This is a genomic window from Rugamonas sp. (assembly GCF_025354735.1).
Lineage (GTDB): Bacteria > Pseudomonadota > Gammaproteobacteria > Burkholderiales > Burkholderiaceae_D > Rugamonas.
This window is the reverse complement of sequence record NZ_JANXMI010000048.1, coordinates 1-25,407: the sequence shown is the minus strand read 5'-3', so window position 1 is coordinate 25,407 and position 25,407 is coordinate 1. Positions and strand designations below refer to the sequence as shown.

The following is a 25,407-nucleotide window of genomic DNA, read 5'->3' as shown; positions in this document are numbered from 1 at the left end:
CGGCGCGCGGCGGCGGGTTCTACTTCAAGCCGCCATCGAACGCTGATATTGCCGCACATGGTCCAGGAAGGCGGCCGGCGCCAGCGGCCGGGCGTAGTGATAACCCTGCGCGATGTGGCAGCCCCAGCCGCGTATCAATTCCAGCGTGTGCTCGGTTTCCACGCCCTCGGCCACGACCTCGTAGTCGAGCTCCCTGGCCAGCGCGATCAGCGAGCGCACGATGCGCTGGTCGCGCGGATTGTTGTGGACGTTGCGGATCAGCGACTGGTCGACCTTGACCACGGTGGCCGGCACTTTTTGCAAATACGAGAAGTTGCTGTAGCCGGTGCCGAAATCGTCGAGCGCCAGGCTCATGCCCAGGTCGCGGATGCGGTGCAGGGTCTCGAGGATGCGCGGCCCCTCCATCCAGATGCCCTCGGTGCATTCGATTTCCACGTAGCGCGGCGCGACGCCGAATTCGGCGCAGGCCGCCGCCAGCCGCTCGACGATGTCGGGCTCCTCGAAATTGTAAGCCGACAGATTGATGGCGATCTTGATGGCGTGGCCGGCCGCGTGCCACTGCGCCACCTGCCGCAGCGCCGTGCGGAACACCCAGTTGCTCAGCGGTCCGATCAGCGACGTCTTTTCGATCAGCGGGATGAATTCGGCCGGCGACACGAAGCCCAGCTCGGGATGGGTCCAGCGCAGCAGCGCCTCGGCCGACAGGCAGGCGCCGGTGCTGAGGTTGTGCTTGGGCTGGTAGACCAGCTCGAAGACATTGTCCTCGATGGCGGCGCGCACGTCGTTGAGCAGGCGGAAGGCGCGCTGGTGGCTGACGTCGTGCTCGGCGTTGTAGGCCGACCAGCGCTGCTGCCCCATCAACGCCCGGTTCACCGCCGACGCCGCCTTGCGCGGCGCGTCCTTGGCCGACTGCGTGCACAGGCAGAATTCGACGATGCCGCCGAAGCTGAGCAGGTTGATCGGCACGTTCAGATTGCACACCGGCGCCGCCAGGCTGGCGTCCAGGCCGTGCACGAAGGCGATGAAGTCGGCCGTCCGCGCATCTTGCGACAGGATGGCGAAACGGGCGTCGGTGACGTGGTAGACCCGCGCGCGCGGCTCGAACAAGCCCTTCAGGCGCAGCGCCACGCCGCGTATCAGCTCGTCGTACACGGCCACGCCGAGCACGCTGGCGATGCGCAGCGCGCGCGCCGCGTCCGGCATGTCGATGTAGACCAGCACCCGGTCCTCGCCCTCGGCGCTGCGGCCCTGGGTCGACAGGTCTTCTTCGAGCTGGTGCATATTCGGCATGCCGCTGACGGCGTCGACATGGCCGACGGCGCGCCGCAGCAGGATGTGCGACATGACGAGGCCGGCCATGCTGCGCAGCTTGCCGCGCTGAAGCGCGCTGAGCTGGCGCGGCATAGTGTCGGTCAGGCACAGCGCGCCGATGGCATAGCCGTCCGGCGTCAGCAGCGGCGCGCCGGCGTAGAAACGGATGTGGGCCGGGCCGGTGACGACCGGGTTGTTGACGAAGCGCTGGTCGAGCGTGGCGTCCTCCACCACCAGCACGTCGGCGCGCTGGATGGTGTGGTTGCAGAACGATTCCTCGCGCGAGTCCGGCGGGCAAAAGCCGACGCTGGACTTGACCCACTGGCGCTCGCTGGCGATCAGCGAAATATAGGAGCCGGACACGCCGAACACTTCCAGCGCCAGCCGCGTGATCGCGTCGAAATATTCCGACGTCGCGTGATCGAGGATGCCGAGCGACTCCAGCGCGGCCACGCGGCGGCGTTCGTCGTCCGGCCCCATCCATTCGGTGACCTGCGCGTCCATGCCGGGCGCGTCCATCACGCCGCCGACAGCGCCGCCGGCAGCAGCGTGCGCGACGGCGCCGCCGCGTGGGCCGCCCCGTGGCCGACGCCGCGCTCGGTCTGGAACACGCCGACCGCGTGGTTCAGATTGCCCGCCTGGTCCTGCAAAATCTTCACGGCCGTCGCGGCCTGCTCGACCAGCACGGCGTTCTGCTGCGTCACCTGGTCCATCAGCGAAATGGCGCGGTTGACTTCCTCGATGCCGACGCGCTGCTCGTTGCTGGCCGTCGTGATGGCGCCGACCATGCCCGTCACCTGCTGCACGCTGGCGACGATGTCGCGCATGGTGGCGCCGGCGGTGTGGACCAGCTCGGTGCCGATGTCGACCTTGCTGACCGATTCATCGATCAGCGCCTTCACTTCGCGCGCCGCCGTCGAGCTGCGCTGGGCCAGGTTGCGGACCTCGGTGGCGACGACGGCGAAACCACGGCCCTGCTCGCCGGCGCGGGCCGCTTCCACGGCCGCGTTCAGCGCCAGGATGTTGGTCTGGAAGGCGATGCCGTCGATGACGCTGATGATTTCGACGATCTTGCGCGAGGAGACATTGATGGCGCTCATCGTGTCGACCACGTTGCCGACGATTTCGCCGCCCTTGCTGGCGATGTGGCAGGCGTTCTGCGCCATTTCATTGGCTTGCTGGGCGCTGTCGGCGTTTTGCTTGACGGTGGCCGTCAGCTGCTCCATCGCCGAGGCCGTCTCCTCCAGGGAACCGGCCTGCTCCTCGGTGCGGCCCGACAGGTGCATATTGCGCTCGGAAATCTGGGCGCTGATGGTGGTGACGGCGTTGGCCGAGCTGTGCACTTCCGTCACCGTGTCGCGCAGATTGCTGCTCATCTTCATCAGCACGGCCATGATGCTGTCGCTGTCGCCGCGGCGCAGCGCGACGTCATGATACAGCTCGCCACGGTCGACGGCGGCGGCCAGCGCCTTGACGTCGGACGGCTCGGCGCCCAGCGCGCGGCCCAGGTAGCGCGTGATGTAGCCGGCCACGACGACGCCGACGGCCACCGCGATCGCCACCAGCGCCAGCATCAGCGCCTGGAAGTTGTGCGCCAGCTTGCGCGCGGCGACGGACTCGTCCTCGGTCTTGCTCTGCTGCTGGTCGATGAATTTATTGATCGTGCCCAGCCAGGCGACGAAGGCCGGCCGGGCGTCCGACAGCAGCAGCTTGCGCGCGCCGTCCAGGTCGCCGCCCTTGCGCAGCTCGATGATTTTTTTAATCAGCGGCGCGGTGCGCTCCTCGCTGGCCTTGATGTCGGCCAGCTGGGCCTTCTCGTCGGCGCCCGGCTGGGCGGCGCTCTTGGCGAAGATGGCGTCGAGCGGCTGGGCCGACGCTTGATAGTCGTGGTCGAGCTTGTCGATCAGGGCGGTGACGTCGCCCACGCCGCCATCCTCGACCAGCGTGACGTCGCGCATGGCGATGGCGCGGTCGTGCACGCTGCCCCGGAAGTTGATCGCATAACGCTGCTTGACGTTGTTGACGTCGCTGATCCGCATCAGACTCGCTTCGATGGCGTTCACTTTAATAATGCTGAGGATGGTCAAGACCAGCATCATGACCAGGATAATCGCAAAACCGCTGTTGAGACGCGCGGCGACGCTGAGTTCTTGCTTGCTATTCATGATGATTCCCTAGAGTCTTGTTTTGTTCGACGTATGGTAAACCGGTACAGCACATTAACAAAATATATTAAATAGATTAATTCGATAGTTTATATGAATTAAGCTCATCACGGCACGGACGCGCGGTCGACGGCGCAAGGTCGGATGAGCTTGAGGTAGGGATGTAGCAAATAATACACGGATTTGTGTTTGAAAAGCAAAATTGCGCGATGGCATAGTCGCTCGCGCCACACTCTGCGGAGCGGCGAAACGGGGCGCCGGACGGCGCGAAAAAGATGACAATGCGATGTAAACGCGGTGTCAATGCGGCGCGATTTTTGCCGCCCAGCCGGCTTACTGCATTATTATGTATCAGTAAGTATCCGCGCTTAAGCATCGCTAGCCCCAGGTCGCCTTGCAGTACCATGGCGCGCACCACGCGTTTTCCGGGAGGAAGTATGAATATCAGCAGCACCTCAGCATCGACCAGCCTCACATCCCTGCTCGGCACCGGCCAGTCGCCGCTGACCGGCATCAGCAACGATAACGACGCCGGCGGCACAGACAGCGGCGCCCGCATCGACGGCGGCCACCACCACCACCACCACCACGGCGGCGCCAAGGCCTTGTTCGCCGCGCTGGAAGCGACGCTCAATCAGCTGGGCTTGACCAACGGACAGCCGAGCAACACGTCGGCGCCGGCGTCGGACGACACGGACGCCAGCGCCAAGGCAGCCGCCAGCGCGGACAAGGTCAGCAGCACCGCCAGCAGCAGCAGCACTGGCAGCAGCGCCGGCCAGAGTATCGGCACCTCCCTGCGCTCCTTCATGCACGCGCTGTTCCAGGCGGCCCAGGCCGACGGCGGCAGCAACGGGCTGAGCCAGACCACCGCGCCGACGGCCACCGACCGCCAGGCTTATGGCGACATGTCGAGCAAGTTGCAGAATTTGCTGCAAAGCCTGGCCAGCGGCGGCAGCAGCAGCACCGCCAGCGCCGCGATCAGCAGCGACAGCGGCGCCGATACCAGCCTCAACGCGGCGTTCCAGAATCTCTTGCAGACGCTCGACAGCTCGTCGGCCTCGGACAGCAACAGCTCGACGGTGCCCGTCAGCCTGCAAAGCTTCGCCCAGGATCTGCTGCAGAACCTGCAATCGGGCAGCCCCAACCCCTTCGAGAACGCCGGCTCGCTGGTCAGCACCACGGTATAAAACCGGCCGTGGCGCCGCTGCGATTCAGCGCCGATCCGCTTAGCGCAGATTGCCGGTGTGGCCCAGCGAATAGCGGCCCGGCTGCGGCCACACGGTCAGGCCGTGCGGTTCGCGGCCGACCTTGATCTGGTCGACGGCGCCGGTCGCCGTATCGAAGCGGTACACCACATTGTCATACCGTCCCGACAGCCACAAATGCTTGCCGTCGGCGCTGACGTTGCCCATGTCCGGGCTGCCGCCGCCGGCGATGGGCCAGTTCTTGACCACGGTGCGGCTGGCGAAATCGATCACCGACACGCTGCCCTTGCCGTGCGGATGGCCGTGGATCTGGTTGCTGCCACGGTTGGCCACATACAAACTCTTGCCGTCACGGCTGGGATACAGGCCGTGCGCGCCGACGCCGGTGGCGATGAAGCCGATCTGCTTGAAGCTGTCGCCGTCGACCACGTGGACGCCGTCGGCCATCATGTCGGCCACGAAGAACACATGGCCGTCCGGCGAGGCCCGCACATCCTGCGGCATGCCCTTGGTGGTGCAGATTTCGGCGCCCGGGCCACGCGGATCGGGAATGTAGCGCGGCTTCTTGCCGCCCTGGTCGAGCAGGGCCAGCACGTCGGGGCGGGTGAAATACTTGCTCAGCTTGAGCGTGCCCAGCACCGTGTGGTTGACCATGTCGATCTTCGACACGGCGCCGCTGAACTCGCAGGTAAACAGCGCGTAGCGGCCGTCGATGGAAAAGTCGGCGTGGTTGATGCCGGCGCATTCCGGCACCGGCAGCGTCGATTGCAGCTTCATGGTGTGCGGGTCGCGGAAGTCGAGGCGCTTCATTTCCTCGACCACGACGATGGCCGACTTGCCGTCCGGCGACCAGTACAGATTGTAGGGATCGTCGACCCGGATCGCCGTGCCCGGCTTGCCGGTCAGCGGATCGATGGGCGTGAGGCTGCCGTCGCTGCGGCCCTCGGCGTTGTTCGCCACCCACAGCGTGCGCAAGTCCCAGGCCGGCACCACGTGCTGCGGGTTGACGCCGACCTTGTAGGTGTCGACCACCTGCATGGTGTTCGGATCGATGACCGACACCGTGTTGCCGGTGTGGTTGGGCACGTAGACCCGTTCGAGCGCGCCGGCCACGTTCGGGCTCATGTGCGAGCTGCCGTTCTCGCTGTACAGATTGTTCGGATCGGGCACCGGCGCCATGCCCGGCACGGTGACGACCGGGCCGTGGCGCGGCGGCGTGGCGCCGGCGCTGGTGGAGGCGGCGGCGGCCGGGGCCGAAGCCGTGGCGCTGGCGCCGGCATCGGTCGCGCTGACGTTCTGGGCCGCGACCCACCAGGCACTGCTGCCCAGCACGGCCGCGACGGCGACGCTGATGGCGATACGTTGTTGGCGCTTGCTGAATGTATTCATGAATCTGGTCATCTCTATGTCTAAGCAATTTCAATCAAAGCCGGCCGTTCAGCGCTGTTGCGCGGCACGGATCGCGGCCACTGTCTTGTTCACCATTAAATCGACGCCGAGCTGGCCCAGCGCGGCGCTGGCCGCGCGCGGGTCGCCGTTGACGCCGGCGGCGCGTCCCTGCCGCGCGTCGGCCGGCAACTGGTCCATGCGCACCAGGGCGGGCGCCAGCGCCAGCGTCAGCGAGGTGTCCGCCGTGCCCGCGTGCAGGCCGATCTGCTCGGCCGTGAGTCCCCTGGCGCGCAGCGCCCGCACGAAGTCGACGTCGGCCGCCTGGTAATACTCGGCGATGAAATGGGCGCGCGCCGGCGTGCCGGCCCAGTCGTGGTTCAGGCGCGCGGCCACGGCCTTGAGCTGGGCCTGGTAGCCGCCGTGGTCGCCGATCAGCACCACGTCGACGAAGCCGTGCTGTTTGAAACTGCGGGCGGCGCCGTCGAGCAGGCCCTTGAAGGCCTCGTCCGGGATCGAGATCGTGCCGGTGTAGCGCATGTGGCCGGCCGGCGGCGTCACCGATCCTTCGGGCACGTAGGCCAGCGTCGGCGCCACCAGCGCGTTGCCGAGCATGGCGGCGATCTTGCCGGCCAGCGCCGTGGCCCGGGCGTTGTGCTTGCCGAGCGCCATGTGCGGGCCGCTCTGTTCGGTGCCGCCGACGGGAATGATGATGGTGGTCTTGCCGGCGCGCAGGGCCGCGCCCACTTCGGGCCAGCTCAGGTCTTCCAGGTAAACGCTGTCCGGCCGGGCCGCGGCGGCAGCGGCGAACGGAGCGGGCGAAGCGAAAAGCAGCGCGGCAACGACGAGAGAGAATAAACGAAGGCGAAAAGTGGGGTCAAAAGTCATAAAGTCTACGTCGCCGCATATGGCGTGGGTCCGGCACATGGGCTATCCTACCCTGCCGGACGATTGTTACGCAAATAAGTTAGGTAAATAACTTCGCTAAATATGCCGTCCAAATACCGACCCGACGGACGGTCAGCCACGCTTTGTACGCTGGCGTACGAAGCAATCGGCCGACTCTTGCTATCGTGTGGGCAGGCGGCCGCTTCGGCCGCGACCACCGAGGACCACCTTGAACCTGCCCCCACCCGATGCCCGCCGCGCCCTGCTGCTCCAGCGCCGCAGCGCCAAGATGGCGCGCTCGCCGCACGCTTATGTGCGCGGCAATACGGCCCAGTACTACGACTGGCTGCACACCCAGCGCGGCCAGGCGCTGCCGCGCGGTCCGGCGATCTGGATCTGCGGCGACTGCCACCTCGGCAATCTCGGCCCCGTGGCCGACGCCGCCGGCGACATCAGCCTGCAATTGCGCGACTTCGACCAGACCACCATCGGCAACCCGGCCCACGACCTGGTGCGGCTGGGCCTGTCGCTGGCGACGGCCGCGCGCGGCTCCTCGCTGCCCGGCGTCGTCACGGCGCAGATGTTGCAGCACATGCTGCTCGGCTACCAGCGCGCGTTTTATCCCGGCCACGACGGCCTGGTCGCCAAGCCCCACCTCGTCAAGCAGTCGCTGCGCACGGCCGGGCGCCGCTCGTGGAAGGCGCTGGCGCGCGAGCGCCTGGTCGACGTCGAACCGACCATCCCGCTGGGCAAGAATTTCTGGCCGCTGTCGGCCGACGAGCGCCACGGCCTGGCCGAGATGTTCGCCGCGCCCGAAATGCGCGCACTGGTCACCACGCTCAAGTCGCGCGACCCCGACGCCGACCTGAAGGTGCTCGACGCCGCCTACTGGGTCAAGGGTTGCAGCTCGCTGGGCCTGCTGCGCTACGCCGTGCTGCTCGACGTCGGCGACGACCGGCACTGCCTGATCGACATCAAGGAGGCGGTCGGCGCCGCCTCGCCGCGCTATCCGCGCGTCAGCATGCCGCGCGACAACGCCCGCCGCGTGCTCGAAGGCGCGCGCCGGCTCACGCCCGCGCTGGGCGAACGCATGCTGTCGCAGCGTTTCATGGACCGCGGCGTGTTCGTGCGCGAACTGCTGCCGCAGGATCTGAAGCTGGAAATCGACCAGCTCAGCCTCGAACAGGCGACCCGCACCGCCAGCTATCTGGCCTATGTGGTCGGCCAGGCGCACGCCTCGCAGATGGACGCCGATATCCGCAACGAGTGGCTGCAAGAGCTGATGTTCAACCCCGGCAAGGCCGGCGGCACGCCGCAGTGGCTGTGGGACAGCGTGGTGCAGCTGGTCGGCAGCCACGAGTCGGGATACCTCGAGCATTGCCGGCGCTACGCGCAAACGCTGGACTGAAGCGCGCCCCGCTAGCCGGCCGCCAGCACGTAGCACGCGTGGCGGCGACGGCTGTCGAGCGCGTCGTCGCTGGCGGCCAGGCGCTCGGCCGCGTAGGCGCGGGTGGCGTCGAGCAGGCGGTAGCCGACGCCGGCGGCCACCGTCAGCAACGACTTGGCCGCCAGGTTTTCCAGGCCGGCCAGCACGGCCGCCTCGTCCAGCGGCGCCGTGGCGGCCACCGCCGCCGCCGCCGCCGCCGTGAAGGCGCTGTCGAACACGCCCAGCCGGCGCAGCAGCACCCGCTCGGCGTCGGGCAGCAATTCATAACTCCAGTCCAGCGTGGCCCGCAGCGTGCGGTGGCGCGCCGGCGCCGTGCGGCGCCCGCGGGTGAGCAAGTCCAGGCTGTCGTCCAGCTGCGCCGCCAGGCCGCGCAAGTCGAACAGGTCGACGCGGGCGGCGGCCAGTTCTATGGCCAGCGGCAAGCCCTCGAGCTGGCGGCACAGCGCGGCCAGCAGCGGCGCGTCGGCGTCGCTCAGCGTGAAATGGTCGAGCGCGGCGCGCGCCCGTTCGACGAACAGCTGGGCCGACGGATAGGCTTGCACCGCCTGCGCGCCGAAGGCGGCCGCGCCGGCCGGCGGCAGTTCCAGCGGCGCCAGCCGGAACAACCACTCGCCTTCCGCGCCCAGCGGCTCGCGGCTGGTGGCCAGCAGGTGCAGGCCGGCGCAGCGCTTGAGCAGCGTCTCGGCCAGCGCGGCGGCGCGGCCGACCACGTGCTCGCAGTTGTCGAGCACGATGAGCATGTCGCGGCCGTCGAGGTAGTCGAGCAGCGCCGCCTCGGCCCCGGCGTCGACGGCCAGGCCGAAGGCGGCGGCCACGGCGCCAACCACGAGGTCGGCACCGGCGTCGGCGCCGGCCGCCGCCGGCAGCGCCGTCAGGTCGACGAAGCCGGCGCCGTCCCGGTAGCGCGCCGCCAGCTGCTGGGCGGCGGCCAGCGCGACGCTGGTCTTGCCGATGCCGCCGCCGCCGACAGGGTCACCAGGCGCCGCCGCGGCAGCTCGCGCACGATGGCGGCCACCGCCTGGCAGCGGCCGATCAGGCGCGCGATCGGCGTCGGCGGCAGCGCCATCGCGCCGCTGGCCGAGGCCGGCTGCGCGCGCGCCACCGGCACCACCAGACGGTAGCCGCGGCCGGACACGTTGCCGATGTAATTGAGCGCCTGCGGCCCGTGGCACAGCGCCTTGCGCAGCGCCACCAGGTGGACCCGCAGCGTGGTGTCGTCGACCACGGCGCCGGGCCAGACGGCGGCCATCAGCTCGGCGCTGGTGACCAGCTCGCCCTCGCGCAGCGCCAGCGCCGTCAAGATCGCCAGCGCGCGGCTGCTCAGGCGCACCGGCAGGCCGGCACGCAGCAGCACCGCGCGCGCCGGAAACAATTGGTAGGGACCGAAATCGAGCGACTGTTCCGCCATTGCACACTCCTGGACACCTTGCGATTATAGCGGCAGCGCGCTATCGCAAAGACAACAAACGTTAACTTTTCTTTACTCGCGTTTGCCCTTGGCGCCCCGCATACTGGCGCTGAAATCAACCGGGAGCGAGCGATGAGCGTGCAGGCTGCCCCTTTGCGATGGGAGGTGTATCTGGCGCCGCCCAAGCGGGTGCTGACCGCCGACCTGGCGCCGGGTGAACAACGCCGCATGTGGCCGCCGACCGCGGCCACGCTGATCTACGGCGCGCGCGACGCGGTGCTGGTCGACCCCTTGATGACGATCGCGGAAGCGGGCGCGCTGGCCGACTGGGTGGCCGCGCGCGGCAAGAATTTGACGGCGATCTACGCCACCCACGGCCACGCCGACCATTTTTTCGGCGCCGGCATGCTGCTCGACCGCTACCCCGAGGCGCGCCTCGTGGCCGCGCCCGGGGTGGTGGCGCACATGCAGCGCCAGGCGGCGCCGGAATCGATCGCGTCGGTGTGGAATATGCGTTTTCCCGGCCAGATCCCGGACGACCTGGCCATCGCCGAGGCGCTGGCCGGCGACGTCATCGAACTGGAGGGACGGGAACTGCTGGTGGTGGACGCCGGTCATACCGACACCGGGCAGGCGACCTATCTGCATGTGCCCTCGGTCGGGCTGGTGGTGGCCGGCGACGTGGTCTACAACGACGTCCACCTGTTTTTGGGCGAGTCGACGGCCGAGCGCCGGCGCCAGTGGCTGGCCGCGCTCGACGCGCTGGAGGCGCGCGGACCGACCGTGGTGGTGGCCGGCCACAAGCGGCCCGGCGCGCCCGACCACCCGCGCATCATCGGCGAAACGCGCGCCTACCTGTGCGACTTCGCCGCCGCCGCCGCCGCCAGCGGCAGCACGCTGGAACTGTATCAACGGATGCTGGCGCTGCATCCGGGCCGGCTCAACCCGGGCACGCTGTGGCATTCGGCGCGCATGCAAAAAGGCTAGGCCGGATTCATTATTTTGGGAGAAGATAAATTCCACGTAGCAAGACATCATATCGAAGCGCCCTGCCCGTCACGCCACAACAACAACACCGTCACAACCACCAAGGAGAACACCATGGATAAGCACGAACAAGACAAGGGCCCAGGCCTGCCAGCAATCGAGCCGCAGGAGGACCAGCCGGGTTCGCGCCGCCGCTTCGTGGCCACCAGCCTCGGCCTGGCCGGCGCGGCCGCCGCCGCCCTGATCCCGGCCGAACGCGCCCTGGCCGTCGACGCGCCGTCGATGTCGCCGGCGCCGCCGCGCGAAGTGATGACCATGATCATGGCGCGCGACGGCACCCGCATCTACTACAAGGACTGGGGCACCGGCCCGGTGGTGGTGTTCAGCCACGGCTGGCCGCTGAGCGCCGACGCCTTCGAGGACCAGATGTTCTTCCTGGCCCAGAACGGCTACCGCGTGATCGCCCATGACCGCCGCGGCCACGGCCGCTCGGCCCAGACCTGGGGCGGCAACGACCTCGACACCTACGCCGACGATCTGGGCAACCTGCTCGACACGCTCGACGTCAAGAAGGTGACCCTGGTCGGCCACTCGACCGGCGGCGGCGAGGTGGTGCGCTACATCGGCCGCCACGGCGCCAAGCGCGTCGCCAAGATCGTGCTGATCGGCGCCATTCCGCCGGTGATGATCAAGTCCGACAGCAATCCGGGCGGCACGCCCAAGGAAGCCTTCGACGGCCTCCGCAAGTCCGTGCAGGCCGACCGCGCCCAGTTCTTCTACGACCTGTCGGCCCCGTTCTACGGCGCCAACCGTCCCGGCTCCAAGGTGTCCGAAGGCGTGCGGCGCTCGTTCCAGGCCCAGGGTCTGCAGGCGGGCATGCCGGCCAGCTATTTCTGCGTCAAGGCCTTCTCCGAAACCGACCTGACGGCCGACCTGAAGAAAATCCTCGTGCCGGCGCTGATCCTGCACGGCGACGACGACCAGATCGTGCCGATCGCCGACTCGGCGATGCTGTCGTCCAAGCTGCTGAAAAACGCCAAGCTGATCGTCTATCCGGGCGCTCCGCACGGCATGTGCACCACCGAGAAAGACAAGGTCAACGCCGACCTGCTGGCCTTCCTCAAGAGCTAAAACCGGGGGACGGCGCGCCGTCCTTCCGGCCACTCCCGTGGCGGCCCCGTGCCGCCACGGTGCGTTCCCGGCATGCGGTCTTATTTGGCCGGTGCGAAGTGATAGCGCCCCAGTATCCGCTGGTAGCTGCCGTCGCGCTGCATGGCCTTGAGCGCGGCCTGCCACTTGCGGACCGACGCCGGCGCGAAGCCGGGATTGCCGGCCACGTAGATGTCGGTATATTCGATCACCGCGCCCTCGCGCCAGCTCAGCGACTGGCCGGCCGGCAGCGCCTCCTCGGCGGCGGCCACGCCGCCCATCACCAGCAGCGCGTCGAGGCGGCCGGCGGCCAGCTTGCGCACGTTGTTGCCGACGCTGGTGGTGGCCTCGACATGCTCGAAACCGGAGCGCCGCGCCACCGACTCGGCCGGCCCTCCCAGCAGCACCCCCAGCCGCAGCCCGCGCGCCGCGCGGAGCGTCGAAATGTCGACCGGCGAATCGGCCCGCGTCACCAGCAGCACGCGCTCGCGCAGCAGCGGCGCCACCCAGCGGTAATGCACTTCCCGGTCCGGCACGCGGGCCAGCACGCCGAGCGCGTCGGGATTGTTGCGCAGGAATTCGAGCTCGCGCCCCAGCGGCACGATCTGGACCTCGCCGCTGAGGCCGGTGCGCAGCGCCAGCTCGTGCATCAGCTCGAACAGCACGCCGCGCTCGCCATGTTCGGGCGGATAAGAGTACGGCGCGATATTGCCGACAAAAACGTCCGTTTCCGCCAGCGCGGCGGCCGGCGTCATCCAGGCGGGCAAGGCCAGCAGGCCGGCGCAGAACAGTAGCTGGCGCAGACGGCGCCGGCGGCGTGAAGGGCTCAAAAGTGAGGGCAAGGGGCGCATCGGCGTCAGTATAAGCGCCGCCGGCCCAGGCGATGGCGCAAAAGTGGGAGGCCGCGCGCCGTCCCGGCAGACGGGATCATGATTCACGAGGTGGCGTAGTGGACCGCTCCGGGCACGGCGCGCTCCAGCTGCGGCGGCGCGGCCTGCGGCGCCGGACGCGCGCGCGCGTCGACGCTGCCGTCGAGTTTTTCCTTGGCGTAGGCGCGCGTCAGTTGCAGCAGGTGGTAGGACAGCTGGCCGCCGTCGACGCCGATGTTGAGCAGGGATTTGGCGGCCAGGTTTTCCAGTCCCTCGAGCACTTCGCGCTCACTGACGCCGTCGCCGGCCGCCACCACCACGGCGGCCTCCTTGTTGAAGCCGCCGGCGAACACGGCCAGCCGGCGCAGGATGATTTTCTCGGCCTCCGGCAGCAGCTCGAAACTCCAGTCCAGCGTCGCCCGCAGCGTGCGGTGGCGGGCCTGCGCCGTGCGGCGGCTGCGCGTGAGCAGCGACAGGCAATCGTCCAGCCGCGCGGCCAGCCCCGCGATGCCGAACAGGTCGATGCGCGAGGCGGCCAGCTCGATCGCCAGCGGCATGCCGTCGAGCTGGCGGCACAGCTGGGCCAGCAGCGGCGCGTCGGCGTCCGACAGCGTGAACTCGCCCAGCGCGGCGGCGGCCCGCTCGACGAACAGCTGGGCGGCCGGAAACACCAGCACGGCGGCCGCCGTCTCGGCCGTGGCCGGCTGCCGCGTCGCTTGCATCTGCTGCATTTGCTGAGGCGGCGGCGCGGCCAGCGGCGGCAGCCGGTACAGCCACTCGCCCTCGACGCCCAGTGGTTCGCGGCTGGTGGCCAGCACGTGGACGCCGGGACAGTGGCGCAGCAGCGTCTCGACCAGGGCCGCCACGCCGGCCACCAGGTGTTCGCAATTGTCCAGCAACAGCAGCATTTTTTTCGCGCGCAGATATTGCAGCAGGAAGCGCTCGCCGGCCTCGGCCAGCACCGACACGCCGAACGAGGCGGCCAGCGCGGCCGGCACCAGGGCCGCGTCGGTCAGCGGGCTCAGGTCGACGAAGCTGGCGCCGTCGGCGTAGCCGGCCGCCAGTTGCTGGCCGGCGGCCAGCGCCACGCTGGTCTTGCCGATGCCGCCGCCGCCGACCACCGAGGCCAGGCGCCGCGCCGGCAGTTCGCGCACCAGCGCGTCGACGGCGTCGGCGCGGCCGATCAGCCGCAATATGGGCGCGGGCAGGCTGTTCATGGCCAGCGGCCGGCGCGGGTCCGGCCACTGGCGCACGATGGGTTCGACGAAGCGGTAGCCGCGCCCCGACACATTGCAGATGTAGCTGGCCTCGCCATGCTCGCCGCGCAGCGCGCGCCGCAGCGCCACCAGGTGCACGCGCAGGCTGGCGTCGACGACGACGGTGCCGGGCCAGACGCGCGCCATCAACTCTTGCTTGCTGACCACCTCGCCGTCCTTTTCCAGCAGCACGGCGAGGATGTCGAGGGCGCGGCTGCTCAACGCCACGGGCTTGCCACCCTTCAGCAGCAGGCCGCGGTCGGGGAATAATTGGAAGGGTCCGAATTTCAGCATCAGATCGAGCATTGCGATTCCTGGCATATGCTTTGAGCAAGATCAATCATAGCGTAACTTGCGCCGACCAGTATCAATCGTCGCCTAATTGGTTCGAAAAAAGCGTTGCGCCAATGTCGCACAATACGGGCGGCAACAAATGTTAACTTTTTTTAACTGCTGCATTGCCAGTCACTGCGACATACTGGAATTGATACTTCGTCTAGTTCGCCATCCCCCGTCCCGCGCCCGCCACGGCGGCCTCGCACGTGGCGACGACAGCTTGCCACGCTTATTCAGCGCATCTTTAGCACATCGTTTGCCACATTTTGCCGCCCTTCCGACCAGCCAGCCTCACCTGAGACCGCAAGACCGCAGACCGACCTGAGACCTCACCACTCACTAACGGGATCCATCATGAAACCTCTACCGACCCGCCATCCCGGCCCCACCTACGCCTTGCTGGGCGCCGCGCTGCTGGCGGTGGCCGGCATCGGGCTGGCGCTGCACACCGAGCCGGCCCGGTCGACCGGCGGCGCCCCGGCCGGCGCGCCGGTGTCGGTGGCCCAGGTCGAGCACCGATCCGTGACGGAATGGGATGAGTTCTCGGGCCGGGTGCAGGCCGTGGAACGGGTCGAGATCCGGCCCCGCGTCACCGGCGCCATCGATAAAATCCACTTCGACGAGGGCCAGATGGTCAAGAAGGGCCAGGTCTTGTTCACCATCGACCAGCGGCCCTACCAGGCGGCGCTGGCGCAGGCCGAGGCCAGCGTGGCGGCGGCCAAGGCGCGCATGGCGCTGGCCAAGCTGGAAGCGGAGCGCTCGCGCCGCCTGATCAGCGAACGCGCCATCGCCCAGCGTGAACTCGACGAGCGCGAAAGCGGGCTGCTGTCGGCCAACGCCGACCTGCAGGCGGGCGAGGCGGCGGTGCAGAACGCGCGCCTGAACATGATCTACACCAGCATCACGGCGCCGGTCGACGGCCGCGTGTCGCGCGCCGAAATCACGGTCGGCAACCTGGTCAGCCCCAGCACCACGCAGGCGCTGGCGACGGTGGTGTCGATGACGCCGGTGTACGTCAACTTCGACGTCGACGAACCGACCTTCATCCGCTACGCCGCGCGCGGCGCGGCCGGCAACGCCGGCACCAAGGACTTGATGGTCAGCGTCGGCCTGGCCACCGAGAGCGGCTACCCGCACCCCGGCCGCATCAAGGCCTTCGACAACCAGCTCGACACCGTCAGCGGCACGATACGGGTGCGCGCCATCGTCGACAACCCCAACGGCACCCTGCTGCCCGGCATGTTCGCCCGCGTGCGCACGGCCGGCGGCAAACCGGTCGACGCCCTGCTCATCAACGACAAGGCCGTGGGCACCGACCAGAACCACAGCTATGTGATGGTGCTCGGCGCCGGCAACAAGGCCAGCTACCGCCTCGTCAAGCTGGGCCCCATCGTCGAGGGCGCGCGCGTGGTGCGCGAGGGCTTGACCAAGGACGACAAGATCGTCGTCGACGGCTTGCAGCGCATCCACCCGAACGACGTGGTGTCGCCGGACGTGGTGGCGATGTTCCCGGCGCCGGCCGCGGCCGTCCCGGCCGCGCACTGAGCCGCCGGAGCCGACCATGAATATTTCCAAGTTCTTTATCGACCGCCCCATCTTCGCCGGCGTGCTGTCCTGCATCATCCTGATCGGCGGCCTGATCGCGATGCAGAACCTGCCCATTTCCGAGTACCCGGAAGTGATACCGCCGTCCGTCGTCGTCAGCGCCCAGTATCCGGGCGCCAATCCCGAGACCATCGCCGAAATCGTCGCCACGCCGATCGAGGAACAGATCAACGGCGTCGAAGGCATGTTGTACATGCAGTCGCAGGCCACGTCCGACGGCCTGATGACGCTGACCGTCACCTTCCGCCTCGGCGTCAATCCCGACCTGGCCCAGCAGCTGGTGCAGAACCGCGTCAACCAGGCCTTGCCGCGCCTGCCCGACGTGGTCCAGCGCATCGGCGTGACGACGCTCAAATCGTCGCCCACGCTGACCATGGTGGTGCACCTGCTGTCGCCCAACGACCGCTACGACCAGAACTATCTGCGCAACTACGCCGTCATCAACGTCAAGGACCGCCTCTCGCGGCTCGACGGCATCGGCCAGGTGCGCCTGTTCGGCTCCGGCGACTACGCCATGCGCATCTGGCTCGATCCGCGCAAGGTGGCCGAGCGCAACCTGGCCGCCACCGACATCGTGGCCGCCATCCGGGCCCAGAACATCGACGTCGCCGCCGGCGTGATCGGCTCCTCGCCGTCGCTGCCCGGCGTGGCCTACCAGATGTCGGTCAACGCGCGCGGGCGCCTGAGCACCGAACAGGAATTCGGCGACATCGTGATCCGCACCTCGCCCGACGGCGCCGTCACCTATCTGCGCGACGTGGCCCGCATCGAGCTGGCCGCCGGCGACTACTCGCTGCGCGCGCTGCTCAACAACAAACAGGCGGTGGCCCTGCCCATCTTCCAGTCGCCCGGCTCGAACGCGCTGCAAGTGTCGGCCGCCGTGCGCGCCACCATGGCCGAGCTGAAAAAGGACATGCCCGACGGCGTCGACTACAGCATCGTCTACGACCCGACCCAGTTCGTGCGCGCCTCCATCGAGGCCGTGATCCACACCCTGCTCGAAGCGATCGCGCTGGTGGTGATCGTCGTCATCATCTTCCTGCAAACCTGGCGCGCCTCCATCATCCCGCTGCTGGCGGTGCCGGTGTCCATCATCGGCACCTTCTCCGTGCTGCTGATGCTGGGCTTCTCGATCAACGCGCTGTCGCTGTTCGGCCTGGTGCTGGCGATCGGCATCGTCGTCGATGACGCCATCGTCGTCGTCGAAAACGTCGAGCGCAATATCGAGCACGGGCTGTCGCCGAAAAAGGCGACCTACAAGGCCATGCAGGAAGTGTCGGGACCCATCATCGCCATCGCGCTCACGCTGTGCGCCGTGTTCGTGCCGCTGGCCTTCGTCAGCGGCCTGACGGGCCAGTTCTTCAAGCAGTTCGCCGTCACCATCGCGATTTCGACGGTGATCTCGGCCTTCAATTCGCTGACCCTGTCGCCGGCGCTGGCGGCCCTGCTGCTGCGCGCGCCGACCGCGCCCAAGGACAGGCTGCAACGCGTCATCGATAAATTTTTATGCCGCTTCTTCAAGTGGTTCAACCGCGGTTTCCACAGCGCGTCCGAAGGCTATGGGCGAGGCGTCGGCGGCGTGCTGCGGCGCAAGCTGATTTCGGTGGTGATCTACGGCTGCCTGATCGGCCTCACGCTGCTGCTGTTCCACCGCGTGCCGAACGGCTTCGTGCCGGCCCAGGACAAGCAGTACCTGGTCGGCTTCGCGCAACTGCCCGACGCCGCCTCGCTCGACCGCACCGAAGACGTGATCCGGCAGATGAGCGAGATCATGATGAAACAGCCCGGCGTGAAATCGGCGGTGGCCTTCCCCGGCCTGTCGATCAACGGCTTCGTCAACGCGCCCAACGCCGGCATCGTCTTCGCCTCGCTCGATGACTTCGACCTGCGCACCACCAAGGAATTGAGCGGCGGCGGCATCGCCCAGGCGCTGAACCAGAAATTCGGCGCCATCAAGGGCGCGTACATCGCCATCTTCCCGCCGCCGCCGGTGCAGGGCCTGGGCACCATAGGCGGCTTCAAGTTCCAGATCGAGGACCGCGGCGCGCTCGGCACCGAGGCCATGAACAAGGCCCTGCAGGACTTCCTCGCCGAGGCCCGCAAGGCGCCCGAGCTGACCGGCATGTTCTCCAGCTTCCAGATCAACGTGCCGCAGCTGTTCGCCGACGTCGACCGGGTCCACGCCCAGCAGCTCGGGGTGTCGGTGCCGTCGGTGTTCGACACGCTGCAAATTTATCTCGGCTCGCTGTACGTCAACGACTTCAATAAATTCGGCCGCACCTTCCAGGTCAAGGTGCAGGCCGACGCGCCGTTCCGCGCCCACGTCGAAGACATCGGCCTGCTCAAGACCCGCAACGACAAGGGCGAGATGGTGCCGCTGTCGTCGCTGCTGCACATGACGCAGAGCTACGGCCCCGATCAGGCGATCCGCTACAACGGCTTCCCCTCGGCCGACGTCAACGGCGGCCCGGCGCCCGGCTACAGCACCGGCCAGGCGCAGGAGGTGGTCGAGCGCATCGCCGCCAAGACCTTCCCGCGCGGGATCACCTTCGAGTGGACCGAGATCACCTACCAGGACAAGATCGCCGGCGACACCCTGTTCATCATCATGCCGCTGTCGATGCTGCTGGTGTTCTTCGTGCTGGCCGCCCAGTACGAAAGCCTGGCCATGCCGCTGGCGGTGCTGCTGATCGTGCCGATGGGGATCTTGTCGGCCATCTTCGGGGTCTGGCTGACCAAGGGCGACAACAACATCTTCACCCAGATCAGCTTCATCGTGCTGGTCGGGCTGGCGTGCAAGAACGCCATCCTGATCGTCGAATTCGCGCGCGAGCTCGAACACGAGGGCCGCTGCATCGCCGCCGCCGCCACCGAGGCCGCGCGGCTGCGGCTGCGGCCCATCCTGATGACGTCGATCGCCTTCATCGCCGGCGTCGTGCCGCTGGTCCTGTCGCACGGCGCCGGCGCGGAAATGCGCCATGCCATGGGCGTGGCCGTTTTCGCCGGCATGATAGGCGTGACGTCCTTCGGCCTGTTCTTGACGCCGGTGTTCTACGTCATCCTGCGCCGCCTGGCGACCGGCCAGGCCCTGGACGAAGAACATTATGAAGACACCGGCCACGCGCCACTGGGCGGCCCGGCCGATCCGCTGGTCCACCTGCCGCCTGCGGGAGAATGACATGACGATACGATCATCGACGGTGAAGGCCGGGACCGTCGCGGCCGCGCTGGCCACGCTGACCGCATGCAGCACCAACAAGCCGCCGGCGACGGTGCAAATGGAGGTGCCGGCGGCCTATCGTGAAGCGCCGGCCGCCGCCGAAGGCTGGACCGTGGCCATGCCGGCCGACGCGGCCGAACGCGGCGCGTGGTGGCGCATCTATGGCGACGCCCGGCTCGACGCGCTGGTGGCCCAGGCCAGCGCCGACAGCCCGACGCTGGCCATCGCGCTGCAAAGGGTGAAGGAGGCGCGCGCCGTCGCCGGCCTGGCCGACGCCGACCGCGCCTTCCAGCTCGACGCCGGCTTCGGCCCGACCCGCAGCGGCGACAACACCGGCCACGCCACCCAATGGCGGGCCCAGCTCACGGCCGCCTACGAAGTCGACCTGTTCGGCCGCCTGTCCGACGCCAGCCGCGCCGCCGCCCTCGACGCCGCCGGCCAGGAAGCGGCCTACCGCTCGGTGCTGCTGTCGCTGCAGGCCGACGTCGCGCAAAATTATTTCGCCCTGCGCTCCTACGACAGCGAGCTCGATGTGCTGCGCCAGACCGTGCTGCTGCGGCGCGACTCGCTGCGCCTGATCCAGCTGCGCTACGATAACGGCGACGTCAGCGAACTCGATCTGTCGCAGGCCCAGGCCGAGCTGGCGACCACGCTGGCCGACCAGGAAGGCCTGCAAAGCCAGCGCGTGAACCGCGACCACGCGCTCGCCGTCCTGCTCGGAAAAGCGCCGGCCGTCTTCACGCTGGAGCCGGCGCTGCTGGCCACCACCGGCATCCCGGTGCCGGCCGGCCTGCCGTCCGAACTGCTGCAACGGCGGCCCGACATCGCCCAGGCCCAGCGCGACGTGGCCGCCAACAGCGCCCGCATCGGCGTGGCCAAGGCGGCGTTTTACCCCAGCCTGTCGCTGTCGGCCGGCGCCGGCTACGCCTCGTCGGCGCTGCACAATTTATTCGAATCGTCGAGTAAAAACTGGATCATCGGCCCGCTGTTCGGCACCATCCTGAACATGCCGCTGCTCGACGGCGGGCGCAACCGCAGCAACCTGGCGCTGGCCGACGCGCGCTACGCCTCCTCGGTGGCGAACTACCGGCAAACCGTGCTGACCGCCATGCAGGACGTGGAAAACAATTTGAACGCGCTGCAATCGCTGGCGCGCCAGATCACGTATGAGGAGGATGCGGTGCGGGCGGCCGGCACGGCGGCCAAGCTGGCCGACTCGCGCTACCGCAACGGCTCGGCCAGTTATTTCGAAGTGCTGGACGCCCAGCGCACCAGCCTGGCCGCCCAGCGCGCCCGCAGCCAGCTGGCCGGCCAGCGCGCGGTGGCCTCGGTGGGCTTGATTAGGGCGCTGGGCGGCGGCTGGGGGCCGGTGGCGTCGTCCGATACGGCGGCCGCGTTGTAAGCGCCGGCTGCGGGACACGGCGGCGCCGGAACGTGCGGCCGTGTCAGGCCGGATCCCGGCCGTTGGAATTCGCATAAAAAATCACACGGACCGGCACTCGCCTCCCAGCCCGAAGTCATGTATTCTGCCCGCAGCACATCAACCAAGGACAGCCGCATGACACCACGCCTCGCCTCGTTCCGCACCTCCATTCTGATCGCCAGCCTGCTGGCCGCCGGCCTCTGCTCCCTCCCCGCCCACGCCGCCCCGCCACCACCCGGCGCCGGCGGCAAGGTCTCGGCCGCCGTGGCCGACCGCGCCCAGCAGCAGCTCGACCAGCTGGCCGGCGCCTTCTACGTCGCCCGCGCCCAGTTCGACCCGCTGCTCTACGCCACCGCCAACGGCGACAGCCGCTACGACGACCAGATCGGCATGCGCATCGCGCCGAAAGTGCGGGCCCGCCAATTCGCGCTGTACCACAAGATGCAAAGCCAGCTGCGCGCCATTCCGCGCGGCCACCTCGTCGTCAAGGCCCAGCTCAATTACGACCTGCTGGCGTTTGAACTCGACAGCGCGCTCGACATGGAACCCTACCCCGAGCACCTGCTGCCGATCAACCAGATGGACAACGTCCCCAGCACGCTGGCCAACTACGCCGACGGCACCGGCTCGCAGCCGCTGGCGACACCCAAACAGTACGACGCCTACCTCAGCCGGCTGAACCAGCTGCCGGCGTGGCTAGACCAGGCCATCGCCAACATGAAGGAAGGCATGCGCAGCGGCGTCGTGCTGCCGAAAGCGATCACGGTGGCGATGCTGCCGCAGTTCCAGGCGCTGCGCAGCGCCACGCCGGAGGCCAGCGTGTTCTACTCGCCGGTGACGCGCTTCCCGGCCCAGTTTTCGGACGCCGACAAGCAGCGCCTGACGGCCGCCTATCGCCAGACCGTGGCCGTCAAACTGGCGCCGGCGCTGAACCGCCTGGTGCGCTTCCTGGAAACCGACTACCTGGCCGCGAGCCGCGACAGCAGCGGCCTCGGCGCCTTGCCGAACGGCGCCGCGTGGTATCGGGCTGCCATCAAGGACAACACCTCGCTGGCGCTGGCGCCGGAGCAGATCCATGAACTGGGCTTGAAGGAAGTGGCGCGCATCCAGCAGCAATTGGTGGCGCTGGGACCGAAGCTCGGCTACGACGGCCCGGCCGACCAGCTGCCGCAATGGGTCGCGGCGCAGGACAAGTTCAAGCCCTTCAAGACCGACGCCGACGTGCTCAACGCCTATCGCGGCATCTACGCGCAGGTGAGCGCGCAACTGCCGACGTTTTTCAGCCTGCTGCCGAAGGCGAAACTGTCGCTGCAACTGGAACCGGAGCTGACGCGCGCCACCGCGTCCGACCACTACACGCCGCTGGCCGCCGACGGCTCGCATCCCGGCGTGTTCTGGCCGGTGGTGAACGACGCCAGCAAGTACAGCGATGTGAGCATGGTCAGCCTGTTCCTGCACGAAGGCGTGCCTGGCCACCACCTGCACGCGGCGCTGCTGAAGGAACTGGACCTGCCCGACTTCCGCAAGTTCAACACCGAAAATCCGGAGACGGCATCGTATACCGAAGGCTGGGCGCTGTACTGCGAAACGCTGGGCAAGGAGTTCGGCCTGTACGACAACCCGGCCTTTTACTACGGCCACCTGAACGACGAGCTGCTGCGCGCCGTGCGGCTGGTGGTGGACACCGGCATGCACGCGCAGGGCTGGAGCCGCGACCAGGCCATCGCCTACACGATGAAGACGCTGGGCTACAGCCACGCGCGCGCGCAAAACCAGATCGAACGCTATATGGTGATGCCGGCGCAGGCGCTGGCCTATAAAATCGGCGCGCTGAAAATCCTCGAACTGCGCGCCCGCGCGCAACAGGAACTGGGGCCGAAGTTCAGCTACCAGAAATTCCACGAAGTCGTCACCGGCGACGGCACGCTGTCGCTGGCGATCCTGGAAGCGCAGGTCGACCGCTGGATCGCCGGCGCGAAGTGAGCGAATGCCAGGGCGCCATGCTGATTCCCGCATCCACGAAATTTTCCTCTCTCTGGATCAGGTGCCTTTGCGTCATCGCGGCTGTATTGCTGTATTCGGCGCCGGCCTACTGCCCGGCGGCGCCGCCCATGGTGGTCCGCTATTACTACTCGGCCAACGACGCCGTCCGGTACGACTATTACGCCGAGCTGCTGAACATGGCCTTGAAGCGCACCGAGGCCGAGTACGGGCCTTATCGGATGGAGAGATACACCGCGTCCCTGAGTTCGGCCCGATGGAACGCCCTGGCGATACAGGGAAAATCCATCAACGTCATGTGGAGTAATATCGGCCACGCGGATCTCAATGAAAAGATGATCCCGATACCGATACCGGCCGACCGCGGCGTGCATGGCTATCGCGTATTCCTGATACGCGCCGAGCGCCAGGCCGAATTCAGCCAAATCAAAAACCTGGCGGCGCTGCGCCATTTCGTCATGGGCCAGGGAGCGAATTGGGGAGACCTCAAAATCCTGAAACACAATGGCATCCCAGTGGTCACGGGCACGCTGTACGAGAATCTATTTCCGATGCTGGAGGCCAGACGATTCGATTATTTCTCGCGGTCGGTGCTCGAAGCGCCGCTGGAAATCGCCTCGTTCGGCTCGACCTATCCCGACCTCAAGGTTGAAAGCAGCCTGCTGTTGCACTACCAGTTTCCGGTGCTGTTCTTCGTCGCCAAAACCGAACCCGCGTTGGCCAGGCGGGTCAGGAGCGGCATGGAAATCATGGTGAAGGACGGCAGCCTGAAGCAGCTGTTTTATCAGTATTTTCAAAAGTCCCTGGCCGATTTGAAACTCAATTCCCGCACGGTGCTGGAGATGGAAAACCCCTACCTGCCGCCATTCGTCCCGGTATCTAATCGCGAATTATGGTTCGATCCGCTGGAGAACCGCTAACGGCGCATCGCTGACCGGAAAACGGAATAAACGATTTATCCCGTTCTCGCGCGATCAACCCGGACATGCACGATATCGATAAGCGCCGCACAGCCTTGCCTACATGTCGCCGGCGGCCATCAACACCGTCGAATAAGGCGCGCAAACGGTCCAGTCCAGCGTTAAATATAAAGCGCGACCCGCCTCGGTCGCCACCAGCACGCGACGTGAAGCGGAAGACGTTTGCGTCGCGCCCAGCGCCGCCATCAACGCCCTGCCGAGGCCGCGCCGCCGATGCGCGCCATCGACGGCGATCCGGTCAAAGACGCAGAAGCCGCCGTGCTCCACAACATAGCCGCTGGCGGCGAGGAAACCATCATCCGTCCAGATGCGCACCGCGTTGGCCGGCCGACCGACCACCACCTCAATCCGATATCCGACCGGCGCGACCGGCGTGTCGTCAAACGAGCCATCGTGGATCATCAAGTAACTGGCCGGCTGCAACTGCCAGCCCGACGGCACCAGCGCGAGCAATTGCTCGCCGGGACAGCACATCTTGATGGGGATAGTCGGCACGTCTATCGACACCGCCAGTTCGCGTATCCCCGGCACCGGGCCAGCAAAGACATGGCGCCGCGTTTCATTCGGCAACCCCGTATCGACGCGCATGCCGCCACGATCGGCCACCGGCAGCGGCAAGCCACGCGCGATCGACCGAGCAGTCAGCCAGCCCCACAAAAGCGCAGCCTCGACGTGATTCGAATTGCGATGTTTTTCCGTCATCCGTTCCGCGATATCGACCAGCGCATTGTGCCACCAAAGCGTACCGCCCTGACCACAATGCCTTGTTGCCTCCCAAACGTTGGGTTTATCTTTTCTGGGCGGTGTTCAGGCGCGGCGGCGCTTGACAAATGCGATCAGTCCCATCCCGGCCAGCAGCATTGCATAGACCGATGGCTCTGGCACGGGCGCGGCCGGAGAATAGCTGTCAGAGCTAGCAAAGGTGCCGGCGGAGAATGAGGTTTCGCTGTTGCCGCTTGAGAAGTTAGCGTAGCCGACCAGAAGAGTATTCTGTTGGGTCTCAATTTTGGCGCCGTTACCCAATGGAACATCATATGCGGAATTTAGGCTTTTATAGTCTTGTGTGTAGGCCGGCTGACCATCGACGTAGGTCGTGAGGCTAATCCAGGAACTGCTAACTGCCCAATCACCAATTTGCTTGGTTTGACCGGTTAAAACGGAATTCGCGGTAAAGACAATGGCCGTCATTGGCGACAACTCGAAATTCGTCACGCCGCTGCTTCCCTGAATAGTGGCTCGCTTTAAATTGAAACTGCCATCACCCGCAGCATTGGCAACAACAGTCAGACCCAACGAATCGAGCGATCCATTACTGGTCAGGGTACCATGTGCGCTGGCGGTGCCATTAACCTGGCCCAGTGTGATTGGATCTTGCTGGTGCGCCCCAAATGTCGATGAAAACAGCCCGCTATTGTCGAACTGGACGGAGAACGAAGATGGTCCCGTCTCGTTGCTGCCATGCACAAAGGATAGTGAAGGTGTTATACCGTCATTGAGATCCAGATCGACCAACCGGTAACTAATGGTGCTGATGTAAGACGTAGAAGTGCTCTGTGCTGTAGCTGTGCCGACAAACATCAGACTAACCAGCACAGGAATTAGGCGGTATGGCAGCTGCATTATGTTCCCTTTTACGTGATTTATATGCAACAATCCTACCATTACGTTGCACATTAAGGTGAGCTCTAATAACTCGATTTTGACGGCGTAAAGCGGTGAGCAGGCCGCTTGCCCAATGTCGGCGGTTGTAACGGCCGATCCGGCGACGCGT

19 protein-coding genes are annotated in these 25,407 nt (G+C 67.0%); 9 read left to right on the top strand and 10 right to left on the bottom strand.

Annotated elements, in window-relative coordinates; genetic code table 11:
- Positions 1 to 24 precede the first annotated feature (24 nt).
- Positions 25 to 1,830 (bottom strand): EAL domain-containing protein, encoded by a 1,806-nt coding sequence (locus Q0S71_RS05105; protein WP_295992242.1) that lies wholly within the window; start codon positions 1,828 to 1,830, stop codon positions 25 to 27.
- The gene (locus Q0S71_RS05100) at positions 1,830 to 3,476 is read right to left on the bottom strand and encodes a methyl-accepting chemotaxis protein (RefSeq protein ID WP_295992239.1); all 1,647 of its coding nucleotides are present in this window, start codon (positions 3,474 to 3,476) and stop codon (positions 1,830 to 1,832) included. The genes Q0S71_RS05105 and Q0S71_RS05100 overlap by 1 nt, the downstream gene beginning before the upstream one ends.
- Positions 3,477 to 3,913: 437 nt before the next feature.
- Between Q0S71_RS05100 and Q0S71_RS05095 the strand changes: the two genes are divergently transcribed.
- Entirely contained in the window at positions 3,914 to 4,663 is a 750-nt protein-coding gene (locus Q0S71_RS05095) for a hypothetical protein (RefSeq protein WP_295992236.1), read from the top strand.
- Positions 4,664 to 4,702: 39 nt separating this feature from the next.
- On the opposite strand, the gene Q0S71_RS05090 is transcribed toward Q0S71_RS05095, so the two are convergent.
- A complete protein-coding gene (locus Q0S71_RS05090) occupies positions 4,703 to 5,860 on the bottom strand; it encodes a YncE family protein (protein ID WP_295992353.1) in 1,158 nt (385 codons plus the stop codon).
- A gap of 258 nt (positions 5,861 to 6,118) precedes the next feature.
- Positions 6,119 to 6,955 (bottom strand): creatininase family protein, encoded by an 837-nt coding sequence (locus Q0S71_RS05085; RefSeq protein ID WP_295992233.1) that lies wholly within the window; start codon positions 6,953 to 6,955, stop codon positions 6,119 to 6,121.
- A gap of 229 nt (positions 6,956 to 7,184) precedes the next feature.
- Here Q0S71_RS05085 and Q0S71_RS05080 point away from each other — a divergent pair, with 229 nt between their 5' ends.
- Positions 7,185 to 8,363: a DUF2252 family protein gene (locus tag Q0S71_RS05080; RefSeq protein ID WP_295992230.1), complete on the top strand. Its 1,179-nt coding sequence runs from the start codon at positions 7,185 to 7,187 to the stop codon at positions 8,361 to 8,363.
- A gap of 11 nt (positions 8,364 to 8,374) precedes the next feature.
- On the opposite strand, the gene Q0S71_RS05075 is transcribed toward Q0S71_RS05080, so the two are convergent.
- Positions 8,375 to 9,229 (bottom strand): hypothetical protein, encoded by an 855-nt coding sequence (locus tag Q0S71_RS05075; RefSeq protein WP_295992227.1) that lies wholly within the window; start codon positions 9,227 to 9,229, stop codon positions 8,375 to 8,377.
- Between the two features lie 44 nt (positions 9,230 to 9,273).
- Positions 9,274 to 9,810, bottom strand: a complete 537-nt coding sequence (locus Q0S71_RS05070; protein WP_295992224.1) for a winged helix-turn-helix domain-containing protein — start codon at positions 9,808 to 9,810, stop codon at positions 9,274 to 9,276.
- Between the two features lie 132 nt (positions 9,811 to 9,942).
- On the opposite strand from Q0S71_RS05070, the gene Q0S71_RS05065 reads away from it, so the two are divergent.
- Positions 9,943 to 10,797 (top strand): MBL fold metallo-hydrolase, encoded by an 855-nt coding sequence (locus Q0S71_RS05065; protein ID WP_295992222.1) that lies wholly within the window; start codon positions 9,943 to 9,945, stop codon positions 10,795 to 10,797.
- A 309-nt stretch (positions 10,798 to 11,106) separates the two neighbouring features.
- Positions 11,107 to 11,928, top strand: coding sequence for an alpha/beta hydrolase (locus Q0S71_RS05060; RefSeq protein WP_295992351.1), 822 nt, complete (start codon positions 11,107 to 11,109; stop codon positions 11,926 to 11,928).
- A gap of 80 nt (positions 11,929 to 12,008) precedes the next feature.
- Here the strand turns inward: Q0S71_RS05060 and Q0S71_RS05055 are convergent, their stop codons facing one another.
- The gene (locus tag Q0S71_RS05055; protein WP_295992219.1) at positions 12,009 to 12,776 is read right to left on the bottom strand and encodes an ABC transporter substrate-binding protein; all 768 of its coding nucleotides are present in this window, start codon (positions 12,774 to 12,776) and stop codon (positions 12,009 to 12,011) included.
- Between the two features lie 104 nt (positions 12,777 to 12,880).
- Positions 12,881 to 14,377 carry a winged helix-turn-helix domain-containing protein gene (locus Q0S71_RS05050; RefSeq protein ID WP_295992215.1) on the bottom strand — a complete coding sequence of 499 codons (1,497 nt, stop codon included), beginning with the start codon at positions 14,375 to 14,377 and terminating at the stop codon, positions 12,881 to 12,883.
- 384 nt (positions 14,378 to 14,761) lie between these two features.
- Here Q0S71_RS05050 and Q0S71_RS05045 point away from each other — a divergent pair, with 384 nt between their 5' ends.
- The 5 genes from Q0S71_RS05045 to Q0S71_RS05025 all read left to right on the top strand — a co-directional run bounded on the left by Q0S71_RS05045 (position 14,762) and on the right by Q0S71_RS05025 (position 23,576).
- Positions 14,762 to 15,952: an efflux RND transporter periplasmic adaptor subunit gene (locus tag Q0S71_RS05045; protein WP_295992213.1), complete on the top strand. Its 1,191-nt coding sequence runs from the start codon at positions 14,762 to 14,764 to the stop codon at positions 15,950 to 15,952.
- A 16-nt stretch (positions 15,953 to 15,968) separates the two neighbouring features.
- Complete coding sequence (locus tag Q0S71_RS05040; protein ID WP_295992209.1) at positions 15,969 to 19,190, top strand: efflux RND transporter permease subunit; 3,222 nt, start codon at positions 15,969 to 15,971, stop codon at positions 19,188 to 19,190.
- A gap of 1 nt (position 19,191) precedes the next feature.
- Positions 19,192 to 20,634 (top strand): efflux transporter outer membrane subunit, encoded by a 1,443-nt coding sequence (locus Q0S71_RS05035; RefSeq protein WP_295992206.1) that lies wholly within the window; start codon positions 19,192 to 19,194, stop codon positions 20,632 to 20,634.
- 156 nt (positions 20,635 to 20,790) lie between these two features.
- Entirely contained in the window at positions 20,791 to 22,638 is a 1,848-nt protein-coding gene (locus Q0S71_RS05030; protein WP_295992203.1) for a DUF885 family protein, read from the top strand.
- 17 nt (positions 22,639 to 22,655) lie between these two features.
- Complete coding sequence (locus tag Q0S71_RS05025) at positions 22,656 to 23,576, top strand: hypothetical protein (protein ID WP_295992202.1); 921 nt, start codon at positions 22,656 to 22,658, stop codon at positions 23,574 to 23,576.
- A 99-nt stretch (positions 23,577 to 23,675) separates the two neighbouring features.
- Here Q0S71_RS05025 and Q0S71_RS05020 read toward each other — a convergent pair whose 3' ends face one another.
- Both Q0S71_RS05020 and Q0S71_RS05015 read right to left on the bottom strand, forming a co-directional pair.
- The gene (locus Q0S71_RS05020; protein ID WP_295992198.1) at positions 23,676 to 24,338 is read right to left on the bottom strand and encodes a GNAT family N-acetyltransferase; all 663 of its coding nucleotides are present in this window, start codon (positions 24,336 to 24,338) and stop codon (positions 23,676 to 23,678) included.
- Positions 24,339 to 24,443: 105 nt separating this feature from the next.
- Positions 24,444 to 25,407, bottom strand: a 964-nt coding sequence (locus Q0S71_RS05015; RefSeq protein WP_295992196.1) for a PEP-CTERM sorting domain-containing protein, incomplete at its 5' end; no start/stop codon positions are given.

Bases quoted from the DNA above. Each gene is read 5' to 3' on its own strand.
- Q0S71_RS05105 (WP_295992242.1), bottom strand. From the start codon at position 1,830: ATGGACGCGCCCGGCATGGACGCGCAGGTCACCGAATGGATGGGGCCG.
- Q0S71_RS05100 (WP_295992239.1), bottom strand. From the start codon at position 3,476: ATGAATAGCAAGCAAGAACTCAGCGTCGCCGCGCGTCTCAACAGCGGT.
- Q0S71_RS05095 (WP_295992236.1), top strand. From the start codon at position 3,914: ATGAATATCAGCAGCACCTCAGCATCGACCAGCCTCACATCCCTGCTC.
- Q0S71_RS05090 (WP_295992353.1), bottom strand. From the start codon at position 5,860: ATGGCGCCGGTGCCCGATCCGAACAATCTGTACAGCGAGAACGGCAGC.
- Q0S71_RS05085 (WP_295992233.1), bottom strand. From the start codon at position 6,955: ATGACTTTTGACCCCACTTTTCGCCTTCGTTTATTCTCTCTCGTCGTT.
- Q0S71_RS05070 (WP_295992224.1), bottom strand. From the start codon at position 9,810: ATGGCGGAACAGTCGCTCGATTTCGGTCCCTACCAATTGTTTCCGGCG.
- Q0S71_RS05065 (WP_295992222.1), top strand. From the start codon at position 9,943: ATGAGCGTGCAGGCTGCCCCTTTGCGATGGGAGGTGTATCTGGCGCCG.
- Q0S71_RS05060 (WP_295992351.1), top strand. From the start codon at position 11,107: ATGACCATGATCATGGCGCGCGACGGCACCCGCATCTACTACAAGGAC.
- Q0S71_RS05050 (WP_295992215.1), bottom strand. From the start codon at position 14,377: ATGCTCGATCTGATGCTGAAATTCGGACCCTTCCAATTATTCCCCGAC.
- Q0S71_RS05045 (WP_295992213.1), top strand. From the start codon at position 14,762: ATGAAACCTCTACCGACCCGCCATCCCGGCCCCACCTACGCCTTGCTG.
- Q0S71_RS05040 (WP_295992209.1), top strand. From the start codon at position 15,969: ATGAATATTTCCAAGTTCTTTATCGACCGCCCCATCTTCGCCGGCGTG.
- Q0S71_RS05035 (WP_295992206.1), top strand. From the start codon at position 19,192: ATGACGATACGATCATCGACGGTGAAGGCCGGGACCGTCGCGGCCGCG.
- Q0S71_RS05030 (WP_295992203.1), top strand. From the start codon at position 20,791: ATGACACCACGCCTCGCCTCGTTCCGCACCTCCATTCTGATCGCCAGC.
- Q0S71_RS05025 (WP_295992202.1), top strand. From the start codon at position 22,656: ATGCTGATTCCCGCATCCACGAAATTTTCCTCTCTCTGGATCAGGTGC.
- Q0S71_RS05020 (WP_295992198.1), bottom strand. From the start codon at position 24,338: ATGACGGAAAAACATCGCAATTCGAATCACGTCGAGGCTGCGCTTTTG.